Origin of the sequence: Actinoplanes sp. NPDC051346, from assembly GCF_040682215.1 — a bacterium.
Lineage (GTDB): Bacteria > Actinomycetota > Actinomycetes > Mycobacteriales > Micromonosporaceae > Actinoplanes.
The window spans coordinates 482826-500373 of record NZ_JBFBAJ010000004.1 but is presented as its reverse complement, the minus strand read 5'-3'; the positions used below and the strand labels follow the sequence as shown (position 1 = coordinate 500373).

At 71.0% G+C, this 17548-nt stretch carries 21 protein-coding genes; 8 read left to right on the top strand and 13 right to left on the bottom strand.

What is annotated here, in order from left to right; genetic code table 11:
• Nucleotides 1–44: 44 nt before the first annotated feature.
• From AB0M36_RS13630 to yidC, 4 genes are all read left to right on the top strand, one after another.
• Entirely contained in the window at nt 45–668 is a 624-nt protein-coding gene (locus AB0M36_RS13630; protein WP_364156331.1) for a GNAT family N-acetyltransferase, read from the top strand.
• Nucleotides 665–1522, top strand: a complete 858-nt coding sequence (locus AB0M36_RS13625; protein WP_364156328.1) for a PaaX family transcriptional regulator C-terminal domain-containing protein — start codon at nt 665–667, stop codon at nt 1520–1522. The genes AB0M36_RS13630 and AB0M36_RS13625 overlap by 4 nt, the downstream gene beginning before the upstream one ends.
• Before the next feature lie 33 nt (nt 1523–1555).
• Nucleotides 1556–1837: a DUF6412 domain-containing protein gene (locus tag AB0M36_RS13620; protein WP_364156325.1), complete on the top strand. Its 282-nt coding sequence runs from the start codon at nt 1556–1558 to the stop codon at nt 1835–1837.
• A gap of 195 nt (nt 1838–2032) precedes the next feature.
• On the top strand, nt 2033–2857 hold the full coding sequence (yidC, locus tag AB0M36_RS13615; RefSeq protein WP_364156633.1) for a membrane protein insertase YidC: 825 nt from the start codon (nt 2033–2035) through the stop codon (nt 2855–2857).
• Here yidC and AB0M36_RS13610 read toward each other — a convergent pair.
• From AB0M36_RS13610 to AB0M36_RS13595, 4 genes are read right to left on the bottom strand one after another with little or no spacing between them, the layout of a single operon-like run.
• Nucleotides 2812–3837: an AraC family transcriptional regulator gene (locus tag AB0M36_RS13610; protein ID WP_364156322.1), complete on the bottom strand. Its 1026-nt coding sequence runs from the start codon at nt 3835–3837 to the stop codon at nt 2812–2814. The two genes, yidC and AB0M36_RS13610, sit on opposite strands and share 46 nt — an antisense overlap.
• A gap of 36 nt (nt 3838–3873) precedes the next feature.
• Complete coding sequence (locus AB0M36_RS13605; protein WP_364156319.1) at nt 3874–4215, bottom strand: phospholipase; 342 nt, start codon at nt 4213–4215, stop codon at nt 3874–3876.
• Nucleotides 4212–5618: a DUF4331 domain-containing protein gene (locus AB0M36_RS13600; protein WP_364156316.1), complete on the bottom strand. Its 1407-nt coding sequence runs from the start codon at nt 5616–5618 to the stop codon at nt 4212–4214. The genes AB0M36_RS13605 and AB0M36_RS13600 overlap by 4 nt, the downstream gene beginning before the upstream one ends.
• A gap of 17 nt (nt 5619–5635) precedes the next feature.
• The gene (locus AB0M36_RS13595; RefSeq protein WP_364156313.1) at nt 5636–5836 is read right to left on the bottom strand and encodes a hypothetical protein; all 201 of its coding nucleotides are present in this window, start codon (nt 5834–5836) and stop codon (nt 5636–5638) included.
• Between the two features lie 261 nt (nt 5837–6097).
• Between AB0M36_RS13595 and AB0M36_RS13590 the strand changes: the two genes are divergently transcribed.
• Entirely contained in the window at nt 6098–6553 is a 456-nt protein-coding gene (locus tag AB0M36_RS13590; RefSeq protein ID WP_364156310.1) for an SRPBCC family protein, read from the top strand.
• A 19-nt stretch (nt 6554–6572) separates the two neighbouring features.
• Here the strand turns inward: AB0M36_RS13590 and AB0M36_RS13585 are convergent, their stop codons facing one another.
• Entirely contained in the window at nt 6573–7988 is a 1416-nt protein-coding gene (locus tag AB0M36_RS13585) for an MBL fold metallo-hydrolase (protein WP_364156307.1), read from the bottom strand.
• Nucleotides 7989–8129: 141 nt separating this feature from the next.
• Here AB0M36_RS13585 and AB0M36_RS13580 point away from each other — a divergent pair, with 141 nt between their 5' ends.
• The gene (locus AB0M36_RS13580; RefSeq protein WP_364156304.1) at nt 8130–9332 is read left to right on the top strand and encodes an aminotransferase class V-fold PLP-dependent enzyme; all 1203 of its coding nucleotides are present in this window, start codon (nt 8130–8132) and stop codon (nt 9330–9332) included.
• Nucleotides 9333–9356: 24 nt separating this feature from the next.
• Here AB0M36_RS13580 and AB0M36_RS13575 read toward each other — a convergent pair whose 3' ends face one another.
• The 4 genes from AB0M36_RS13575 to AB0M36_RS13560 all read right to left on the bottom strand — a co-directional run bounded on the left by AB0M36_RS13575 (nt 9357) and on the right by AB0M36_RS13560 (nt 12847).
• Nucleotides 9357–9878, bottom strand: a complete 522-nt coding sequence (locus tag AB0M36_RS13575; protein WP_364156301.1) for a hypothetical protein — start codon at nt 9876–9878, stop codon at nt 9357–9359.
• A gap of 71 nt (nt 9879–9949) precedes the next feature.
• On the bottom strand, nt 9950–11059 hold the full coding sequence (locus AB0M36_RS13570) for an ABC transporter substrate-binding protein (protein WP_364156299.1): 1110 nt from the start codon (nt 11057–11059) through the stop codon (nt 9950–9952).
• A gap of 70 nt (nt 11060–11129) precedes the next feature.
• Nucleotides 11130–11744, bottom strand: a complete 615-nt coding sequence (locus AB0M36_RS13565) for a flavodoxin family protein (RefSeq protein ID WP_364156296.1) — start codon at nt 11742–11744, stop codon at nt 11130–11132.
• Nucleotides 11745–11755: 11 nt separating this feature from the next.
• Nucleotides 11756–12847 (bottom strand): nitronate monooxygenase, encoded by a 1092-nt coding sequence (locus tag AB0M36_RS13560; protein ID WP_364156294.1) that lies wholly within the window; start codon nt 12845–12847, stop codon nt 11756–11758.
• 104 nt (nt 12848–12951) lie between these two features.
• On the opposite strand from AB0M36_RS13560, the gene AB0M36_RS13555 reads away from it, so the two are divergent.
• Nucleotides 12952–13554, top strand: coding sequence for a TetR/AcrR family transcriptional regulator (locus AB0M36_RS13555; protein ID WP_364156291.1), 603 nt, complete (start codon nt 12952–12954; stop codon nt 13552–13554).
• Between the two features lie 8 nt (nt 13555–13562).
• On the opposite strand, the gene AB0M36_RS13550 is transcribed toward AB0M36_RS13555, so the two are convergent.
• On the bottom strand, nt 13563–13979 hold the full coding sequence (locus AB0M36_RS13550) for an SMI1/KNR4 family protein (protein ID WP_364156288.1): 417 nt from the start codon (nt 13977–13979) through the stop codon (nt 13563–13565).
• Nucleotides 13980–14065: 86 nt separating this feature from the next.
• Between AB0M36_RS13550 and solA the strand changes: the two genes are divergently transcribed.
• Nucleotides 14066–15217 (top strand): N-methyl-L-tryptophan oxidase, encoded by a 1152-nt coding sequence (gene solA, locus AB0M36_RS13545; protein WP_364156286.1) that lies wholly within the window; start codon nt 14066–14068, stop codon nt 15215–15217.
• Here solA and AB0M36_RS13540 read toward each other — a convergent pair.
• The 3 genes from AB0M36_RS13540 to AB0M36_RS13530 form a co-directional block, all read right to left on the bottom strand.
• Nucleotides 15198–15638, bottom strand: coding sequence for a hypothetical protein (locus AB0M36_RS13540; RefSeq protein ID WP_364156284.1), 441 nt, complete (start codon nt 15636–15638; stop codon nt 15198–15200). The genes solA and AB0M36_RS13540 overlap by 20 nt on opposite strands.
• Nucleotides 15639–15733: 95 nt before the next feature.
• Nucleotides 15734–16441, bottom strand: coding sequence for a hypothetical protein (locus AB0M36_RS13535; RefSeq protein WP_364156281.1), 708 nt, complete (start codon nt 16439–16441; stop codon nt 15734–15736).
• A 387-nt stretch (nt 16442–16828) separates the two neighbouring features.
• Nucleotides 16829–17509 carry an MBL fold metallo-hydrolase gene (locus AB0M36_RS13530; RefSeq protein ID WP_364156278.1) on the bottom strand — a complete coding sequence of 227 codons (681 nt, stop codon included), beginning with the start codon at nt 17507–17509 and terminating at the stop codon, nt 16829–16831.
• Between the last annotated feature and the right edge of the window lie 39 nt (nt 17510–17548).

Here is a 17548-nt window from a genome sequence, read left to right as displayed (position 1 = left end):
TGGAATGATAGGATCGGGGAAGTGAGCTGAGCGGGCGAGGAGACGTGACGGTGCACACCGGAGACGGGCACGACACAGGCGGGATCACCGTGCGACGCGGGGTGCCGGCGGGCGCCGAGCCGAGGGTGGCCGAGCTCTACTGGGAGGCGTTCGGGCGCAAGCTGGGCGCCGCGCTGAACCCACCGGACACCGGACGGCGCTTCATCGCCTCGCACCTGCGCCACGACCGCGCCGTGGTCGCGCTCGCCGGGGACCGGGTGGTCGGCGTGGCCGGCTTCAAGCTCGGCGACCGTGGGCTCACCGGCGGCGGCGCCGCCGACGTCCTCGGCACCTACGGCAGGGTGCGGGGCCTGCCCCGGCTCGCGCTGCTCGCGCTCCTGGAACGCACCGCGACGCCCGGGCAGCTCGTCATGGACGGCATCGCCGTCGACGCGGGTCACCGTGGACGCGGCATCGGCGGTGCCCTGCTCGAGGAGGTCGCCCGCGTCGCCGCCGAGAACGGATGCGGCCAGGTCCGCCTGGACGTCATCGACGTCAACCCCCGGGCCCGTGCCCTCTACGAACGACACGGGTTCGCCGCGGGCCGCACCGAGCAGACCCCCTACCTGCGGCGGCTGATGGGCTTCGGCGCCGTCACCACCATGCACCGCGCGGTCGGCGACCGGTGATCACCACCCGGCTGCTCGTGCACGCGATGGTCCGCGAGGACGGCACCGTCGACGCGGACGGGTTGTACACCGTCGCCGGCGCCCTGGGCATGACCGACCAGCAGGTGCGCCTGTGCGTCAAGCGGCTCGTCGCCGAGGGACGCTTCACCCACGAGGGCCGGGGCCGCAAGGCGGTGCTGCGCACCAGCGCCGACGTCACCGGCGCCATCGCACCGGAGATCGGCTACGTCCGGTACGCGTACCGGCAGGACCGCGGCGACGCCCCGTGGGACGGCACCTGGCACCTCTTCGCGTTCGCGATCCCCGAGTCGGCCCGCGCGGCCCGCGACACGCTGCGCGACACGATCCTGCGGCTCGGCGCCGCGGCCGTCCAGGGCGGACTGTACGTGACCGCCAACCCCGTCGCCCCGAGCGTCGAGGCCGCGGCCCGGCACCTGGGCGTCCTGGGCTCCGTCACCTTCCTCACCAGCCGCGACCTGCGCGTCGGCGATCACCGCGACCCCGCCGCGCTGGCCGGCACGCTATGGCCGCTCGAGGACCTGGCCGCCCGTTACGACCGGCTGGCCGCGCTCGCCCAGGCCGGCCTCGACCGGCTCGCCGGCCCGGCGCCGCTGTCCGACACCGACCAGCTGGTCATCGCCCTCGAACTCGCCGCCGAGTTCACCCACGCCATGGACCCCGATCCGCTGCTGCCGCCGGAGCTCCTCCCCCAGCCCTGGTCCGGCGCACACGCCCGACACCTCGCGGCCCGCTGCTGGACGGGCCTGCTCGCACACCGACCCGAGGCGACGACCGCGAGGCCCCGCCTGTTCCAGCTCTACGCCGATGTCATCCGCGAGGCCACCCGGCCGTGATCGAGTGTTGCGAATGGGTTCTAGGCTGACCGGGTGATCTGGTGGGAGGCGTTGTGGCGCTTGGTCAGCGTGCTGACCGAGGCCGGCCCGACCGGTCTGCTCGTCGGCACCGGTGTCATGGCCGGCGTGCTGCTGTCCGCCGTGGTCACCGCCGGTGTGCTGCTGGGCCGCCGCGCCCCGGTCGCTGATCCGCGGGTCATCGTCCGGGTGTTGCGCACGCGCGCCGGGCGCACCGGCGTGCCGCGCCACCGCGATCCCGACGCTTCGGGACGCACGCGTCCGCGAGGGCCCACGGGCCGCGTCGCGGCCGCCTGAGCGTCTCCTTCTCCTCGCTCTGCCTCTTCACCCCGCTCGTCGCGGCCGCTGGTGACTCGCCACGTCCTGATCCAGCCACCGGTCGTCCCTCGAGGGGTTCATCATGCCGTCCGTACTGCCCGATCCCGCCGTCGCGTCGTCACCCGCCGCCGACGGACGGGGTGCACACCGATGAGTTCGCTGTTCAGCCCACTGATGGCCCTGGTCTACACGGCGATCTCGGCGGTCCTGCTGTTCTGGCATTCCGTCTGGGACATGGTGCTCGGTGACGCGAGCGGGTGGCTCACGAACTGGTCGTGGGTGCTCGGCATCGTCTTCCTGGTGCTGACCGTCCGCACGGCGCTGATCCCGATGGCGGTCAGGCAGATCACCTCACAACGCGCGGTGCAGGCGCTGCGTCCCAAGGTCGAAGCCCTGCGGGAGAAGCACCGAGGGGATCGGGAGAAGCTGCGCACGGAGCTCGTGGAGCTCTACCGGGCGGAGAAGGTCAATCCGCTGATGAGCGTGCTGCCGATGCTGGTGCAGGCCCCGGTCTTTCTAGGACTTCTGCACGTGCTGCGCCACCTACGGCCGAGCGTCACCGGCGACGCGGCCCGCACCCTGTACGGCTGGACGTTGACCCAGTTCGACAGCGCGGCGCAGGCAAAGCTGTTCGGCGCACCCATCGCCGCGACCTTCGGCTCGACGGTCGCCCAGCCCGGCATCGTCACGGTCGTGGCGGGGGTCCTGATCGCCGTCATGGTCGTCACCACCTACGTCACCAGCCGTCAGCTGATCCTCAGGACCGGATGGGCCACCGAGCCGCAGGCGAGGATGGTGCAGCGGCTGATGCTCTACGGCATCCCGCTGTCCCTGCTCGTCTCCGGGGCGCTGCTTCCGATCGGCGTCATCCTCTACTGGGTGACGCAGAACCTGTTCGCCCTCGGCCAGCAGATGTGGATCCTGCGCAAGTTCCCCCCACCGGCCGCCGACGCCTATACGCGGTCGCCGCGCAAGGTCTGGGAGGGAGAGACGCCGTAGCGGTCGCGGTAGGCGCCCGCGAAGCGACCCAGGTGGGTGAATCCCCAGCGGTAGGCGACCTCGCTGACGCTGACCTCGTGCCGGTCCGACCGGCTCAGCTCGGCGTGCACGCCTTCCAGGCGCAGCCGGCGCAGGTAGGTCAGCGGGGGCACGCCCACGTGCTGACGGAAGGACTCCTGCAACACGCGAATGCCGACCCCCGCGATGGCCGCCAGCTCCGTCGCGGTGAAGGCACGGCCCGGTTCCGAATGCATCGCGTCGAGGGTGCGCTTGACCGTCCGCGGACGCCGGGCCGTCGGGTGGCCGGCACTGCCGTCGCCGGAGGCGTGTTCGACGGCACCGGCCAGGCCGCTGATCGCCAGGTCACGCCAGCGGCGCAGCAACCAGGGCAGGGTGTTCAGGCCGTCGGCCTCGCGCAACTCGGTGTGCAACAGCCGGATCAGCCCCATCCAGCTGCGGCCGGGGCCGGCGGCCGTGCCGAACGTGGCGCCCAGCGGCAGCAGCGCGCCGCCGGGCGGGTCGAGGGCCTCCAGCTCGCGTTCGAAGGCGAGCCGCTCCACTTTGACGCTGAACAGGCGGCAGTCCGCCGACCAGCGCAGATCGATGTCGCCGATCGGCTGGAAGACCGCGGCACGGCCCGGGTCCGCGGTCGTCGCCGTGCCGCGGTGCAACACGTAGACCTGCCCGGTCAGCGGGGCCAGCACGTGATAGGCCGTCCGCAGGTCGCCGATGGCCACACAGATCTCCACGCCGTAGCTGACCTCGCCCACCGTCAGCGGGCCCAGCTGCACCACGTCACCGGAGAACGCGAAGCCCTCGATGCTGCCGGCCGGTTTCACCTCGAGCGGGCCGTAGAACATCCGGCGGCAGAAGGCCCGCGCCTGGTCGACATCCGTCGTCCGCAGCGCGGAGCGCCCCGCCACATCCGGACCCGTCAGTGCCGGACCCGAATCCCGATCGGCCTCCCCTGCCGTGTCCATCCGCTCACCCTAGACCGACAAGGGGGTCACCGGGTGTTACAGGATGGCCGCTTCCGGCCATCCGTACTCGGTGACTGCCCCGCCGGACACGTCGACCTCGGCCAGCGCCGTGACCGGATCGCGCCAGATGACGTACCGGCCGGCCGGCAGGTTGTCGATGACGACGCTGAACATCACGCCGTCGCTGACGTAGCGCGCGCGGACCGCCGCGTGGGTACGCCGGGTCGAGTCCGTGACCGGGCTGACCTCGATCTCATGGCCGTGCAGGCTACCCGGGGTGTGGATGACCAGGGCACCGATCCCGGCGCCGATGTTGAGCACCACCGTGCCCTGCCCGGAGGGGGCGAGGGTGTGGTGGTGGTGAACTCCGACGCTCACTTTCCGTCCTCCGCCGAGGGGTTGTTGAAGCCGTCGAACGGCACACCGAGGTACGGGAACTTCTTGAGCAGCTTGGAGCTGGCGTCCTTGGCCGACAGACCCTGCTCGACCAGCGCGGCCGCCTCGTCGGGCTTGAACTTCTCGTCGACCAGGGGCACGGTCACGCCGGCGATCGCCCGCAGCGAGATGGACACCACGTCGTCGGCGACCCGGCGCCCGTTCGGGAAGCCGGCGAGGTCGCCGCCGATGATGCCGAAGGCGTTCTCGTCCTTGGACGGCGGCACCGCGGTGTTGAGCCGCAGCATGTCCGCCTGGGTCTCGCCGGTGTTGTTCTGGAAGTCGTCGATCAGGCCGTCCGGGATGCCGGTCAGCAGGATCGCGACCAGGTCGGCGCGGGCGGTCTTCGCCTCGTTGAGCTCGGCGAGCCGGTCGAACAGGCCCGGGTAGAGCACCGGCAGCAGCTGCGCGAGCTCCGGCTGCTCGACGAACTCCGCGAAGCGCTTGTCCTCGCTCGGCGGCAGGCTGTTCCACAGGTCCTTCTGCGCCATCGGCACGATGACCTCGTTGAACAGCGGGTTACCCAGGCGCGAGACCTGCACGTGCGGGCCGACGTACACGTCGTCGTTCTTCTTGCCGTGCCGGACCTGCACCTGGCGGCGGCTGGCGGAGGTCCACACGCCGATGACCGCGCCCGGGTCGCGTCCGCGCACCTTCTTCTTGCCGTCCTTGCGGACCATGTGCAACGGGACCTGGATCGCGATGCTGTGCACGTTCATCTTGTCGGTGGCGTTGACCGCCTTGCCGGCGTAGTTGAACAGCTTCTGGCCGACCAGGTGCTTGTCCTGGAACGGGCGCAGCGTGCCCAGGTCGAAGATGGCGCCGAGGTCGACGAAGAACGGGTCCGCCCGCTGACCGGCGAAGACCTTCTCGCCGGTCTTCAGCTTGTGCACCGCGTCGGCGGCGAGCTTGTCGTAATCCGGAATGGACAGCGGACCGACGTTGCACGGCGGGCAGGGCAGCTTCTCGGCGAGCACGGTGTGCTTACCGCTCGCGTCCACCCGGGTCACCGAGAAGAACTGTCGCCGGTTCCAGTTCTCACTGTCCAGCGATTCGATCGGACCGGTGTTGTAGAGGAATGTCCGATCGTTGCGCAGTTCGGTGCGGAACCGGAACTGGTAGGTCAGATCGGGGCGGCCGTCGCCGTTGGAGTCGACGTGAATCTCGTAGAGTACGTCGTCACCGAATTCGAAGAAGTTCGGCCCACTCGCCGGCAATTGCAGCGGCACGTAGTTGGCGATGAGCGTCACGGTGTCCGGGTGGTCCGGGCTGACGAACGCGTACAGGTCGGAGCTGTCGGCCACGGGATCCTTGCTGATCTCCGGGGCTTCGCGGTGCGAGGACATTGTTCAGCCTTTCCTGATCAGCGCTTGACGGCTTTGAGCAGCTTCTTCGCCAGGTCGGCGTCGGTGATGGTCACCTTGCTGCTCCCGGAGAACACGTCGAACGTGCCCTTCTCGGCGTCGCGCAGCGAGAGCACCAGCGGCTCGGCGTCGGCCTTGCCCGGCTTCTCACCGGCGAGGCTCAGGCCGGCCACGCCGGCGGCGGAGGCACCGACGCCCACGGTCGCGGCGATCGTAAGAACCTTACGGCGCGACAGGCGGCCTACCGCCCGCGTGCCGTAGTGGACTCGACTCATGCTCGGCCTTTCGTCACGCGCTGACGAGGGTCTCCCCTTCATCGGCGCAAATCGGGAATGTTGCCCGGACAGATGTCGTCGACAGCCATCAGTACGAAGCGGCCCGCGAAGCGGTTCAAAGCAATTTTCGAGGAAAGGTTTTCCACAGGTTCGGGCCTATGGCCGACACGTGCGACCATGCCCGTCGTGTCCACCGAACAGTTCAGTCACACCTTTCGCGTGCCGGCCCCGGCCGGCCCTATCTACGCACACCTCAGCCGTCCGGAGAGCTACGTCGGCCTGTCACCGCTCGTCGTGGCGGTCCGCGACATCCGGCGTACGGGCGACGCGGTGTCGTACGTGGCGGTGGAGCGGTTCCGGCTGGGGCCGCTGCGGTGGGACAACCCGATCCGGGTGACCATGACCTTCCCGGTGCCCGACCGGCGGCTGGTCAGCGACGTGCACAGCCCCGGGCGGGTGCGGCTGGTCGCCACCGTGGAGCTGGTCGCGGAGGGCGGCGGCACCCAGGTCACGGAGTCCGTGACCGTGTCCTTCCCCCGGCCGCTGCGAAGCCTCGTGCTGAGTCAGGCGCGGTCGGTGCAGCGGGCCCGCGCCCGCGAACTCGTCCGGCGCATGACGGACGCGTCCGAGCCCGCGCAGTAGATACGGGCCGCGGCGGCGGTCAGACGATCGGCAGGCCGGCGATGGCTGCGTTCGCCCAATCGTCGTCGACGGCCACCACGCGGCGCCCGGCACGGGTCAGCAGGCTGGCGGCCGCCGCCGCGCGGTAGCCGGCCGCGCAGTGCACCCAGACCGTCCCCTCGGGCACCTCCGCCAGGCGGGCGGTCAGGTCAGAGAGGGGAATGTGGATCGCCCCGGCAAGGTGACCGGCCCGCCACTCCCCGTCGGCGCGGACGTCGAGGATGACGTCCGCTCGCTCCACGGCGAGATCCGCTCGCTCCACGGCGAGATCCACTCGCTCCATGGCGAGATCCGCGGAGGTCGCGGCGGCGAGATCCGCGAAGGTCGCGCTGCGGCCCTCGGCGAGGTCGCCGGGGCCGCGTGCCCAGTCGTCGGGGGTGCCGGCCGCCGCGGCCGTCGGGCGGTCGATGCCGATGCGGGCCAGTTCGCGCTGGGCGGCGGCGACCTGCTGGGGCGAGTCGCCGAGCAGGGTCAGCGGGGTGCCGTGCGGCAGGGTCCAGCCGAGCCAGGTCGCAAGGGGCCCGTCGAGGCCGAAACTGAGCGTCCCGGTCAGGTGACGGTAGGCGTACGCCTTGCGGGAGCGCAGATCGACCACCCACTCCCCCGCGTCGATCCGCTCGCGCAGCTCGTCCGGGTCGGCGCGCCGGGCCGGCGTCAGGTCGATCGGCTCGGCGCCCCGGGCGTTGCGGACGCCCATGTGCGCGTAATACGCGGGGTACGCCCCCAGACCCGCCAGCAGGTGCTCGACATACGCGTCCGCGTGCAGCCGCAGCGCCGGGTTGACGCTCTTCTCGCGGCCGATCGTGGAGATGTCCGCGTCCGGCGGGGTGGCCGAGCAGAAGCTGCCGAAGCCGTGCGTGGGCCAGACCGGCGTGCCGTCGGGCAGGAGGTCGACGAGGCGGCGCGCCGAGGCGTGCTGGTGGTGGGCGAGGGTGCGGGCGTGGTCGGCACCGAGCAGGTCGGTGCGTCCGGTCGTACCGAACAGCAGCGAGCCGCCGGTGCAGACTCCCGCCACCTCGCCGTCGTGGGTGACCACGTACGACAGGTGGTGGAAGGTGTGACCGGGAGTGGCCACCACGGTGAGGGCGAGCCGGTCGGAGACCGCGATCCGGTCGCCGTCGGCGACCGGGTGCCGGTCGAACTCCACCTGCTCGGCGGCGGCGACCAGATAGGTCGCGCCGGTGACCCGGGCCAGGGCGAGGCCGCCGGAGACGTAGTCGTTGTGCAGGTGCGTCTCCGCCACGTGGGTGATCCGGACCCCGAGCCGGCCGGCGACGGCCAGGACGCGGTCGATGTCCCGTTGCGGGTCGACGACCACAGCGACCTCGCCGTCGTGCACGAGGTAGGTGCGGTCACCGAGGGACGAGGTCTCCACCACTGCGGTTCCGAGTGTCATCGCTTCCTCTCCGAGCCCGGCGCCGTTGCCGCTCGAGTGCCGTCAGATTAGCGAGGTTCGTCCACCCCTCGACAGTGGGTAATTCCGCGCATACAAATTCCTATCTTGCAGGTATGGTTTCGACCGATTAGCGTGGTACCCATGGTCAGCGTCCTGAGCCCCGCAGAGGTCAAACTTCCCGACGGCAGCAGCATCGAGTTCGCCAACCTCGACATCGCGGCCACCGCGCCCTGCCTCGACGTCGTCGCCGAGGCGGTGGCCGACCTGCTGCCGTGGTACGGCAGTGTCCACCGAGGAGCCGGAGCTCTCGCCCGGCGCAGCACCCTGGAGTACGAGCAGGCCCGCGAGACGCTCTACGAGCACCTCGGCTGCGGCCCGCGGGACACAGTAGTGTTCACCCGCAACACCACCGACGCGCTGAACCTGCTCGCCCACGTCGTACCCGCCGGCACCACCGTGGTGACCTTCGACGCCGAGCACCACGCCAACCTGCTGCCCTGGCGCGAGCCGGTGCGCCTCGGCGTGCCACGCTCGGCCGAGGAAGCCGTCTCCACGCTGGACCAGGCGCTGCGCACCCTGCCCGGACCGGTGCTGGTGGCGGTCACCGCGGCCAGCAACGTCACCGGCGAGCTGTGGCCGATCACGGAGCTGACCGAAACCGCACACCGCCACGGCGCCCGGATCGCCGTCGACGCCGCGCAACTGGCCCCGCACGCGCCCGTGGACCTCACCGCCCTGGGCGCCGACTACCTGGCCCTGTCGGGACACAAGCTCTACGCGCCGTTCGGCGCGGGCGTGCTCGCCGGCCGCGCCGACTGGCTCGACGCGGCCCCGCCCTACCTGGCCGGTGGTGGCGCGACCGCGGCGGTGTCGGGTGATTTCACCGTACGGTGGCACGACGGCCCGGCCCGGCACGAGGCCGGCACGCCCAACCTGATCGGGGCGGTGGCCCTGGCGACCGCCTGCCGCGCCCTGGCCGAGGTCGACCTGAGCGACGAACACCGCCTCGTGGCGCGGCTGCGCGCCGGCATCGCCGCCCTGCCCCGCGTCGAAGAGCTACGCCTGTTCGGTCCCGAGGCGCCCCGGGTGGGCATCGTGTCGTTCGCGGTGCTCGGCCGCGATCCCGACGAGCTCAGCACCGTGCTGGGACGCGACCATGCCATCGGCGTACGCACCGGGCTGTTCTGCGCCCACCCGCTCACCCGCCGCCTGCTGCGCGAGGCCACCGACCGCCTCGACCCGACGGCCGAGCCGCCCGCGGCGGCGATCCGCGCCAGCGCCGGCATCGGCACCACCGAGGAGCACATCGACCGCCTGCTGTCCGTCCTGGCGGCGCATGCCTAGGAACTGACGAACAGGCGTGCTCGCTCAGCGGTCCGGTAGTGGTTCGTGGCAGTCGGCCGTGGAGAGGCTGATCACGATGTCGTCTCCCGCGCTTGCGCGGGTCGTCCAGACCGGACCGCCGGGGTGCTTCGTGCAGAAAGTCACGTTCCCGCTGAACTCTCCGGGGTCGAACATCAGCTCCGCGACCGAGACATAGGCCATCACCTCGAACCCCGGGAACTGTCGGTGTTGTTGGTGCAAGGCGGCCCAGGCGAAGGCCGTGCCCCACCGAAGGAGCGGCGGAACGCACCCTACGCCGCGGTCGGGCAGGCCGAACCTCGGGATACCACGGCCGTTGACCGCCACTTCGTAGCCCAGGACGTCCGGGAAACGTGACCGATCGCCGGAATAGCTCTCGTAGAGGCCTTTGAGCAGGACCGCCTCGTCGACCACGATCCAGCCTTCGGTAGCCACCGGACCGAGTTCGGGGATCAGGTCCGCCCGGGTGAGGTCGTCCACGAATGTCGGGCCGACCAGCCGAGACGCCCCCGCGCTCATCCAGGCCATGCGTGCTCCTTTCTCGCTAGGACGCGCGGCTCTCGCTAGGACGCGCGGCAGAGGCCGGCGTTCGTGCTCTGTCAGGTCGAGTGCAGGATCCGGAAGCGATCCGGCCGCGCCGGGTCTCGGTCGACGATCTGGGTGGGCGCCCACGCCCACTGCCAGACGCTGATGCCCGGCTGGCAGGAGAACCGGATCTCGCCGCGGGTGCCTTCGACGGCGACACGCGGCCAGGACTCGGCCGTGCGCGCCCGGTCCGCGCCGCCGGAACGCAGCACCTCGGCGAGGACCGCGACCGTGTCATAGCCCTCGAAGGCGATGAAGGAGGGCGTTCCGGCCAGCCGTTCGCGCAGGGCCGCCTCGACCCGCGCGCCCAGTGGGCTGAGGCGCTCGGGCAGGTAGCGGAGGAACGGGATCGCGGCGCCGTCGTCGCCCAGCGAGGTCGTCCAGCCGGCGAACTCCGGCTGCCCGGCCGGAGCACCGATCATGATCCCGGCGAGGCGCCGGTCGCGGCGGACGGCCTGGACGATCGACACGGCCGGCTCGGGGTAGCCGACCAGAAGAAGGAGGGCTGTCGCGCGACTCTCGACGAGTTCGTCGGGCACGGCCGTGGGCGCGAGCGTACGCATGTCGAGGTCGATGACGGTGCCGCCGCGCGCAGCGAGGTGGTCCCGCAGTATGCGGGTCCCGGAAGCCCAGTAGACACTCGGCTCGGTCGCTACGGCGATGCGGCTGTGGCCCGCGCCGAGGAGAAAGTCCGCGTAGATCCGCCAGCCGTGCGACTGCGCCGGAGCGAGGCGCGCGACCCAGTCCGTCGGCCGGTCGGTGAGCGCGTCGAGAACCGCCGACGAGCAGAGGAACGGCAGGCCGAGCGCGTCGGCCCGGGCAGCGGCGGTCCGGGCGACGACGCTGTGGTACTCCCCCGCCAGGGCAGCCACGCCCTGGCGGGCCAGTTCATCCACGGCCGCCGCGGCGCTCCGCGGATCGGCCGCGGTGTCCCGGACCACCAGCTCGAGTGGTTTCCCGAGAATTCCGCCGGCTTCGTTGACGTCGCGAACGGCCAGCTCCAGGCCGGCGAGCAAGGATCGGCCCGCCTCGACCCAGCCGGGCCGGGTCAGCGGAACGAGCGCGCCGATCCGAACGGATGCCTCGCCGGCTCGTTCCGCTCCCGGCGATGGTGGACTGCTCACGCTAAGAAATCTCCCCTCCGGTGTGCGATGCGGTCTGCTCCGATCGCGGAAGGGTAGAACTTAGTGGACTTTACGCCGCCTCGAGCAGGGTGGCGGTGGCCCGGCGGGCGTGGGCCCATTGCGTGGCCTTCTCGGCGACGCGCCGGCCGAGGTGTTCGGCGGTGCGCAGGTCGGTGGCCGGTGGGGCGAGGTCGGGGCCGGCGTCGGCGTGGGACTGGGCGAGGGCGCCCATGAATCCGGCGAGGCGGTTGAGGTCCTCGACGGAGCCGCCGGTGGTGTTCCAGCCGGGGAGCAGCCCGAGCGGGATCCACTGCATGCCGTGCTGGGCGGCGAAGACCGCGAGCGACGTCAACACGTGGGACTTGTCGCCGTTGATACCCGCGGAGTTGGTGAAGCCGGCGGCGAGTTTGTCCTTCCATCCCTGCTCGGCCCAGATCCCGGCGGTGGCCTCGGCGAAGCTCTGGAAGGCGGCGGACTGGCCGCCGAAGTAGGTGGGAGTGCCGAAGATGATGGCGTCGGCGCGGTCGAGGGCGGCCCACAGTCCCTCGTCGAGGGTGGACACGTCGCGGAGGTCGGCGGTGACGCCGTCGACCGAGCGGGCGCCGCGGGCGACGGCCTCGGCCTGCCGGGCGGTGTGGCCGTAGCCGCTGTGGTAGGCGATGACGACGCTGATCGGATTGCTCATGACGGTGCCTTTCAGGCGAGGTTGGTGAGGACGCGGTCGGTGTCGGCGACGAGGAAGCGCAGGAGCTGCCCGGCATCGGTGTGCTCCCTGCGGAGCAACGGTGCGCCCTGGCCGGCGTAGAGGAAGAGGACCTCGGGGTCGCCCCGCTCGGCGCCGGCGGCGCGGAGCGGCGCGGTGAGCCACAGCTGCTGTGGATAGGGCGGGATGTCGGAGGCGTCGGCGAGGGCGTCGAGGAACTCGTTACGGATTCCACGGCCATGCCGCCCGGAGAACGCGCGGGTGAGCGTCGTGTGGCGGGCGCGGTCCGAGAAGAGCATCTCCCGGTGGACGGCCGGCGCCGCGGACTGCTCGGTGGCCAGGAACGCGGTGCCGAGCTGCGCGCCCTCGGCGCCGAGCGCGAACGCCGCGGCGATGCCCCGGCCGTCGGCGAGACCGCCGGCGGCGATCACCGGCACGCTCAGGACGCTGGTGAGCTGCGCGGTGAGCGGTCCGGTGGATACCGAGTCCGGCGCCGGACGCAGGAAGGACGGACGGTGGCCGCCGGCCTCGATGCCGGAGGCGACCACGACATCCACGCCGGCCGCCTCCAGCGCCCGTCCCTCGTCGAGGTTGGTGGCCGCGCCGACGGTGACGATCCCCCGGCGGCGGCACTCGGCGAGCACCTTCGGGTCGGGGATGCCGAAGACGAAGCTGAACACCCGGGGCCGGCGCTCGAGAACGACCTCGACCTGGGAGTCGAAGTCCGGCAACGCCTGCGGTTGATACTCCGGCAATGGCAGGCCTAGCGCGTCGTACCAGGGTTGCAGGCGGGCTGTTCCGGCCCGGAAGGTCTCCGGGTCGATCCCGCGCGGCTGGTCCTCGGTCGGCACCCAGAGATTGACCGCGAACGGCCGCCCGGTTGCCGCCGCCAGCTCCCGCAGCGTCGCGTCGAGCCGCTCGGGCGGCAGATGGTGGCCGCCGAAGGAGCCGAGACCGCCGGCGTCCGACACCGCCGCGGCCAGCGCGACGGTGGAGACACCACCGCCGAAGGGGCCCTGCACGATCGGGTACGGCGTATCGAACAGCTCGCTGACCCGGGTCCTGGCCCAGTGGGTCTTCGTCATAGTCCTGCCTTCTCATCGGAGCACGGGGTGCTGGATCTCTTTCTAGACGACCGGTCAACTATTAGTCAACGGCGGGATAGTTGACCGGTTGTATAGTCGGTCACATGGGAAGGACGAGCACGGCCCGCGAGCGGCTCGTGGACGCGGCCGGCGAACTGATCCACCACCGTGGCTACAACAGCCTCGGCGTGGCCGAGGTCTGCGCGCGCGCCGACGTGCGCAAGGGCAGCTTCTACCACTTCTTCGAGTCCAAACAGGCGCTCACCGTCCAGGTGCTGCAGCGCTACTGGCAGACCCGACGCGAGGAATGGACGACCATCCTCGGCAGCGAGCCGCCCGCCCTGGAGCGACTCGAAGCCCTGTTTCGGGCACAGGCGGAGGCACAGACCCTCGCCCAGCGCGCCGCCGGCACCGTCAACGGCTGCCTGTTGGCCAACCTCGCCCTGGAACTGAGCACTCAGGACGACGTCGTGCGGGCGCACCTCGACGAGATCTTCGCCGAGCAGGCCGCCCTCATCCAGGACACGCTCGACCAGGCCGCCCGGGAGGGCACCATCACCGCCGACCGCGCGACGCCCAGGACGGCGCGCTCCCTGCTCGCCCACCTCGAAGGCATGGTCCTGTTCGCCAAGGTGGCCAACGACCCCGCCATCCTCGACGACCTGTGGCCGCAGTCCGCCCTGCTCCTCGGCCCGCTAAAGGACTGAGCGGGAGATCAGGCGGCGAGGACGCCGATCACATAGTCCGCCAGGTCGGTGGCGACCGTCCGGCGCTTGCCGGTCCGCTGCCGCCAGGCCACGATGCCGCGCGACGGATCGGTGGGGACGCACGCGTACCGCTCCCCCGCGCCGTCGTCGGCGCCGCCGCCGAAGAAGAGAAGATCGCCGTCGAGCTCCGCGCCGGCGCGGAGCTCGAGGTTTTCGCGCACGATGCGCTCGACCGGCCACACCACGGCCAGGCCGTCGCCGGCGATGATGCCGCCCGTCTCGCGCAGCAGCTCGGCGAGGTCTTCCGGGAGGGGCGCACCGAGCAACTCGCCCGCGGCGTCGACGGCTCGCGCGGACACGCCGCCGGCAAGCGTGGCGCCGGGCAGCACGGCGAGGACGACGTCACGCCAAGAGACCGCGAGCATGGAGGCATCCTACGAGAGTCGCCGAGGTCCGCCCAGACATTGACCGTCGCGATTCGATGCTCGAAGCTGTCCGGTAGGAGGCTGATGTGGCGATTCATGACGTCATCGTGATCGGGCTGGGCGGGATGGGTAGCGCCGCCGCGTACCATCTCGCCGCGCGCGGACAGCGGGTGCTGGGGCTGGAGCAGTTCGGACCCGCGCACGATCGTGGCGCCAGCCACGGCGGTTCCCGCATCATTCGGCAGTCGTACTTCGAAAGCCCGGAGTATGTGCCGCTGCTGCTGCGGGCGTACGAACTCTGGGAGGCCCTGGCGCACGACTCCGGCCGGGACGTGATGACGCTGACCGGTGGGATCATGGTGGGGCTGCCGGACAGCGTGACGGTGGCGGGCAGCCGCCGCAGCGCCGAGCAGTGGGACCTGCCACACGAACTGCTCGACGCGGCCGACCTGCGTCGCCGGTTCCCGGTCATGACGCCGGCGCCGGGGGAAATCGCGCTCCACGAGGACAGGGCCGGATTCGTACGCCCGGAGCTCACCGTGCGTGCGCACCTCGACCTGGCCGCACGTCACGGCGCCGACCTGCGCTTCCACGAGCCGATGACCCGGTGGGAGCCCACCGCGGACGGCGGCGTGCGGGTGGACACGGAATCCGGCACGTACACGGCGGGTCGGCTCGTGCTCGCGCCCGGGCCGTGGGCGCCGCGGCTGCTCGCCGACCTCGGCCTCCCGTTCGTCGTCGAACGCCAGGTCCAGTACTGGTTCCAGCCGTCCGGCGGCGTCGATCCGTTCCGGCCCGAGGCGCTCGGCGTCTACATCTGGGAGGACCGGCACGGCAGCCAGGTGTACGGCTTCCCGGCGATCGACGGTCCGGACGGCGGCGCGAAGATCGCCTTCTTCCGGCGCGGCGTGCCCACCACCCCGGAAACCGTCGACCGCGAGGTCGACGAGAGCGAGATCGCCACGATGGCCGCCCGGGCCCGGCAGCACCTGCCCGATCTCCCCGGCGCCTTCCTGCGCGCCAAGACCTGCCTCTACTGCAATACCCCGGACGAGCACTTCGTCATCGCCGCGCATCCGGCCCACCCGTCGGTGACGGTGGCGTGCGGCTTCTCCGGGCACGGCTTCAAGTTCGTCCCGGTCGTCGGTGAGATTCTCGCCGACCTGGTCATGACGGGCACGACGGCGCACCCGATCGGGCTCTTCGACCCGGACCGCCTCACGGAGGTGGGGTCCTGATCTCCGGCGGCGGCGTCCGCATCTCCGGCGGGGGCGTCCGCGCCGCGCGCACCCGCATGCCCAGCTCGAACAGCCGCCGGGTGTCGGCCCGGCTGTGCTCGATCGCCCGGGTGGCGATCTCGGCCGCGGCGCGGCTGACCGTCTCGGCGATCTCCCGGGCGGACTCGTACGCCGCCTCCGCCTGGTCGACCTGCGCGACGAGCCGCAGATTGTCGGGCTCCTCGCGGCGCGCGTCGCGCAGCACGGTGAGCAGCTCCCAGGCCAGCCGCTCGTCGCGGTGAGCGGCGTGCTGGGCGTCGGCCGCCTCCAGGGCGGCCAGGTCACGGTTGACCGCGCGCACCGCGATGTCCTCGCGCAGCGCGTCGTATTCGGCCAGGAGCCGGTCGCGCTCCTCCTCGGACATCCCCGAAAGCTCGGACACCCCAGCAAGCTAGCACCGTGCAACCCGCCCGTGTCCACCCTCGACCCTCTAGGGTGTATCGCGGATTATGGCGACTCCGGAACGAGGTCGAGGTTCTACTTCTTCGAAGCGCGAACCTTGTCGGCGATCTCACTCAGCTTCGAGAAGCGCTCGCCGTCTGCCTGCAGACCGGGAAGCGAGCCGCCGTCGTGGTCGTGCTCGGCGATCGGGTTGACCGCACCGTTCCTGCCCTGAGTGAACATGCTCTGCCTGTGCACAAGGGCGTAGAGGCTGCTGTCCGCGGGGTCCTCCGACGGGCTGGCGCCCTTCTTGGTAACCGGCTTCTTGTCGCCCTGCCACCTCAAGAACCAGATTCCATAGCCCTTGGGCAGGACGGCGCGAAACGAGTTGACGTTCTTCCCGACGTCCGCCGGGTCTCCAAGCGCCAGTTCCACATTCACTTGCTGACCCAGGCTCGGCTCCAGCTCTCCGCTCAACACGTCGACGTCCGTCAAGCTGATGGCCAATGTCTGGATATCGCCGATGACTCGCTGCGCCTTGATGTCACCGATTCGAGCAGCCACGACGACCGTGGCGTCCTGGGTGGCGGCGGACACGTCCGCAGGAGGTCGGGCCATGAGAGCGCCCTCCATCCGGGCTGCCATCGGCGCGTAGAACTTCGCGTCGTCCGCGAAGTTCTTGTCCAGTTCGGCCGCTGATACCGATGTGGGTTCGGCTACGGGGCTGTTCTTGACATTCGCGCCTTGCAAGCACGCAGATGTCATCAACATTCCGACGGCCAGGCCAAAGATCCCCAGTCGCATCTTATTCATCAATGGGGCGCACCGATCCGCTCATAAAGCTTCGGGGGGACAGACCGCGCTCCTCATCGATAGCACATCATTTCGCTGGGTGGGTTAGACGCATGCCGCGCGCTGAAGGTTCCATCCCGCGCGGAAAGCTTTCCGGCGGTTATCGGCCGCGAGATGCCCTGCGTGCGATGGGATGGTCCAAGCCCATCTAGCCGCTTTGGGTCGGTTTGCTTGGCCCGAAAGGGTGAGATGCAACGATCCCTGGAGCTAGGCCCGAGCTCGGACATTCGTCATTGATTGCTTGGCCAGCAGCCCGAAAGTGTCGCCAGGAAAGTCACGGTGTGTAGCAAGACCGGTCAGCCTCGCCGAGGCGTTAAGAACCAAGCTAGGAGGTCGACCTCAGCGACCGGCCGACACGTAGGTGCGGAACGCGTCGACTGCGCGCCCGGTGACGGCGGGGCCGTGGCCGAAGACGGCGTGGTCGAAGTCGAGTCCGGCGAGCCGTTCGACGCTGCGGTGCTGGGCGTCGAGGTCCACCGAGACCATCTTCGGGGTGCTGCCGATCCGCCCGCCACGCTTGCCGGCCGCCGCGTCGCCGGCGAAGAGCACACCGCCGGAGCGGTCCAGCAGGTACGACAGATGGCCCGGGGTGTGCCCGGGGGTGTGCAGCGCGGTGAAGCCCGGCAGGGGCGAGAAACCGTCGACGGTCACCACCTCGTCGACCGGCGCGGGCTCGGCCCGGCCCATGATGAGGCCCACGAGCCGAACCACCGGGTGCCGCGTGACGACCTGGGCCTCGCCGGTCACGTACGGCACGTCGTCGCGGTGGGCGACGACCCGCGCCCCCGAGCGGCGGCGCACCTCGGCGAGGCCGCCGGTGTGGTCGGGGTGGTGGTGGGTGAGCAGCACGGTCGTGACGTCGCCGATCGTGCGGCGGATGTCGTGCAGGGCCCGCCCGATCCGCGCGGACTTGCCCGGCAGTCCCGTGTCGACGAGCACGACGCCGTCGTCGGTGACGACCAGGTGCACGTGGACATAGCCGATGCCGAGCTCGAAGACGCCGTCCACCACTTCACGCATGGCGTGATGATGCCATCCGGAGCCCGGCAGCCGGGGGAA